This is a genomic window from Emticicia sp. (assembly GCF_049241225.1).
GTDB lineage: Bacteria > Bacteroidota > Bacteroidia > Cytophagales > Spirosomataceae > Emticicia.
Genome location: NZ_JBMLRC010000469.1, coordinates 3,799 through 7,489, shown reverse-complemented (window position 1 = coordinate 7,489; position 3,691 = coordinate 3,799). Strand labels below are relative to the sequence as shown.

General features: G+C 37.6%; 3 protein-coding genes. 2 read left to right on the top strand and 1 reads right to left on the bottom strand.

Annotated features, from left to right (window positions below):
- Positions 1–5: 5 nt before the first annotated feature.
- Complete coding sequence (thrA, locus tag ACOVO2_RS24160; RefSeq protein ID WP_421772438.1) at positions 6–2,468, bottom strand: bifunctional aspartate kinase/homoserine dehydrogenase I; 2,463 nt, start codon at positions 2,466–2,468, stop codon at positions 6–8.
- A 264-nt stretch (positions 2,469–2,732) separates the two neighbouring features.
- Here thrA and ACOVO2_RS24155 point away from each other — a divergent pair, with 264 nt between their 5' ends.
- Together ACOVO2_RS24155 and ACOVO2_RS24150 are read left to right on the top strand one after the other, a co-directional pair.
- Positions 2,733–3,035, top strand: a complete 303-nt coding sequence (locus tag ACOVO2_RS24155) for an autorepressor SdpR family transcription factor (RefSeq protein WP_421772437.1) — start codon at positions 2,733–2,735, stop codon at positions 3,033–3,035.
- Between the two features lie 105 nt (positions 3,036–3,140).
- Positions 3,141–3,691, top strand: a 551-nt coding sequence (locus tag ACOVO2_RS24150) for a hypothetical protein (RefSeq protein ID WP_421772436.1), incomplete at its 3' end; no start/stop codon positions are given.

Below are 3,691 nucleotides of genomic sequence, written 5' to 3'. Positions count from 1 at the left end.
GCTTCCTACACCAAATAACTACTAATACTCATAATATCAGCAAACACACCTGATGCGGTTACTTCTGCACCTGCACCTGGGCCTTTTACTACCAAAGGATTGTATTTATAGCGTTCGGTTGTAAACGAAATGATATTTTCAGAACCAGCTAAATTAAAGAATGGATGCGAGCGTCCAACTGTTTTTAGGCCGATGCTGGCTTTGTTGTCGCTGTCGAGGGTTGCTATGAAACGTAGCACTTCGTCGTTGGCTTGTGCATCTTGCAGAAGTTTCTCGAATCGGTCATTGTCTTTTTCGAGTTCTTCAAAAAAGGCATCAACCGAAGGAGCATTCAAACAAGCATCATTCAATAAATTAATGATTGTCACATCTTCTGGTTCGAGTTTTAAACCTGCTTCACGAGATAATATCAAGATTTTGCGTGCCACGTCTTGTCCACTCAAATCGTCTCTTGGGTCGGGTTCTGTGTAGCCTTTTTCTTTTGCTTCTTTCACCACATCAACGAATCTATCACCAACCTTGAAGTTATTGAAAATATAAGCCAATGTACCCGAAAGAACCGCTTCAATTTTATTGATTTTATCTCCACTTGTTATCAAACCTTGTAAAGTGTTGATAATTGGTAAACCCGCACCTACGTTTGTTTCGTATAAAAACTTCACACCGTGTTTTTGGGCGGCTTTTTGGAGCATAAAATACTGTTCATATCTGCCCGAATTGGCAACCTTATTTGGCGTAACGATTGATACACTACTGCTTAGAAGCGAGTAATAGTACTGCACAATATTTTTATCGGCCGTGCAATCGACAAAAACACTGTATGGTAAATTCAAATCTTGTACATCGGAAACAAACGAGCCGATATTGGCAATTTCGCCTTTTTCGAGCAATTCTTCTTTCCAATTTTCGAGACTAATTCCACCTTCATCTAACAACATTTTTTTTGTATTAGTGATGCCTACCAGTCTGATGTTGAGGTTTTTACGTTGTTTTAAGTATTCTTTTTGTTCTTGAATTTGTCTTAAAAGCGTACTTCCAATTAAGCCCGTTGCACCAACTAAATATAAATTGAGCGTCAATCCATCAACTTGAAAAAAAGTTTCGTGAATGGCATTGAGGGCTTTTGTAATATCTTTTTTGTAGATAACTACCGAAATATTTAATTCCGAAGAACCCTGTGCTGTTGCTACTACGTTGATACCGTTTTTGCCAAGAACCGTAAAGAGTTTTCCCGAAGTACCAGTGCTTGATTTCATACCTTCACCCACAACGGCAATGACTGAAAGGTTTTGTTCGATAGAAATATTATCAACCAAACCTTGCGAGATTTCGGTGGCGAAACCTTCTTCCAATATTTCTTTTACTCCATAAGCAGCTTTTGGGTCAACCGCAAAACAGATTGAATGCTCGGAAGAAGCTTGAGAAATTAAAATAACGCTGATTTTGTTGGCTGCCAAAATCGAAAATAATTTGGCCGAAACTCCAGCGACTCCCATCATACCGCCACCTTGCACATTGACCAAAGCAATGTCATCAATCGAAGAAATACCTGTGATTGAGTATTCTTTAGTGCTGGCAGTTTTGCTAACGAGCGTACCTTCGTGGTGATGATTGAAGGTATTTAATATGCGTAAAGGAATGTTTTTCTGAAAAGCAGGAGTGAGGCTCGGCGGATAAATCACTTTTGCCCCAAAATGCGATAATTCCATTGCTTCGGCATAAGTAATGGTCGGAATTGTAAACGCATTTTTTACTTTGCGAGGGTCAGAAGTGAGCATTCCATCAACGTCTGTCCAGATTTCTATTACACTTGCATTGAGTGCCGCACCAAAAATTGAACCTGTATAATCAGAACCGCCACGGCCGAGTGTGGTTGTTACACCATCAATCGTTGAGCCAATAAAACCCGTAATACATTGAAGTTTATTGGTTTGAGCAAAATGCTTTCTGATTAGTTCGTTAGTTAAATCTCCGATTACTTCGGCATAACCAAAATGGTCATCGGTTTTTATGACTTTTCTTGCATCTAAATATTCGGCATCAATTCCTCGATTTTTGAGTGCTTCGGTAACAATTGTTGTAGAAAGTCTTTCACCAAAACTTACGATAAAATCATTTGTTCGTGCGGAAAGCTCTTTTATCAAGAAAACACCACGTAGCAAATCTTCAAGTTCATTGAGCAAACCTTTTACTTTTGCAATAGCACTACTCTGATTTTTAACATCAATCAAACCTCTGACGGCTGCAAAATGGCGGTCTTCAACTGATTTTAATAATTGTAAATATTCTAAATCAGAAGTAGCGGCCAATTTACCAATTTCGATAAGGCGATTCGTAACACCACCCATCGCCGAATAAACTACTGCAATTTTGCGTCCTTCGTTGAGATTTTCTTGTAAAATCTGTATAACCTGATTGATACTTTCAACCGTTCCGACCGATGTTCCACCGAATTTTAATACTTTCATAAACCCCAGTACCCCCCCGCCCCTAAAGGGGAGCTAAAATTTAGATTCTTACAAAAATCCCCCCTTTAGGGGTTGGGGGTGATGCAAATATAACAATTTATATACCAATGTCTGAAAAATGATGATAAAATTGTGTTTTTCTAAGAAAGTAATAATTCAAACTGTATATTGATTAGAAGATTATCTAAATATTTAATGAAAAATTTGGATTTCTGAAACCGAAAACTCATATTTGTATTGATCAATTGATATAAGTGAAAAATTATGAATAATTTATTTAGAGCATTGAATGATGCTACTCGCCGTGAAATTTTAGAATTACTAAAAGATGGAGATATGACCGCTGGCGATATTGCCGATAAATTTGATATGAGTAAACCCAGCATTTCGCATCATCTAGATTTGCTTCGCCAAGCTGATTTAGTGGCTTCGGTGAAGAAAGGTCAGTTTGTGCTTTATTCGCTCAATATGACCGTTATGGACGAAATCATGGTTTGGTTTATGCAATTTAAGCCTAATGCCGCACAAGCCGAAAAACCAAGGATTCGTCTGCACGTTGGAAAGTAGCATGCTTCAACGCTTTCACGTCTTAAAATAGGTCAAAATTGATGAGTAAAGGTAAAAACTTGTTGACCGTTGACCATCGACCGTGGACTAAAAAAATCTACACCGATGAAAAAAAATATTCTGTTTGAATTGCTGATTTTGGTAATTATTATGCTTCCGTTTGCCTATATTTATATTAATTGGCAACCTAAGTTTTCGCTTAGTCATCAAAGTAAGTTTGATTACTATTTGTATGCGGTAGTTTTTTTCTACGTTGTGCCACTATTGATGCAGTTTTTGGATAGCCGAAAGCCTAATGCAGAATTATTACTCAAAAGTGCCAAACGAATTCGTTTGATTTGGTCGGCTTATCTTTCGGCTTTGGGTTTGATCTTGTTTTATTATTTACTCAACGATTATGAGTATGATAAACCCCGACTTTTGGGAGTAGCTCTTTCACTTTTTTTATTTGCTAGCGGAAATTTCAGACAAAATATTCATCCTTCAAGCATTTTTGCAGGAAACGGTATTTTCTCAAATAAAGCAAGTTTACAAGCAGTAGAGGAGAGAAATAATAGAAAAAACCAACGATTTATGGCCAAACTTTTCTTTTGGGTCGGAATCGTCGGAACGGTTTTCTTTCTTTATTTCAAAGAATCATTGCTTACTTCTTGGGG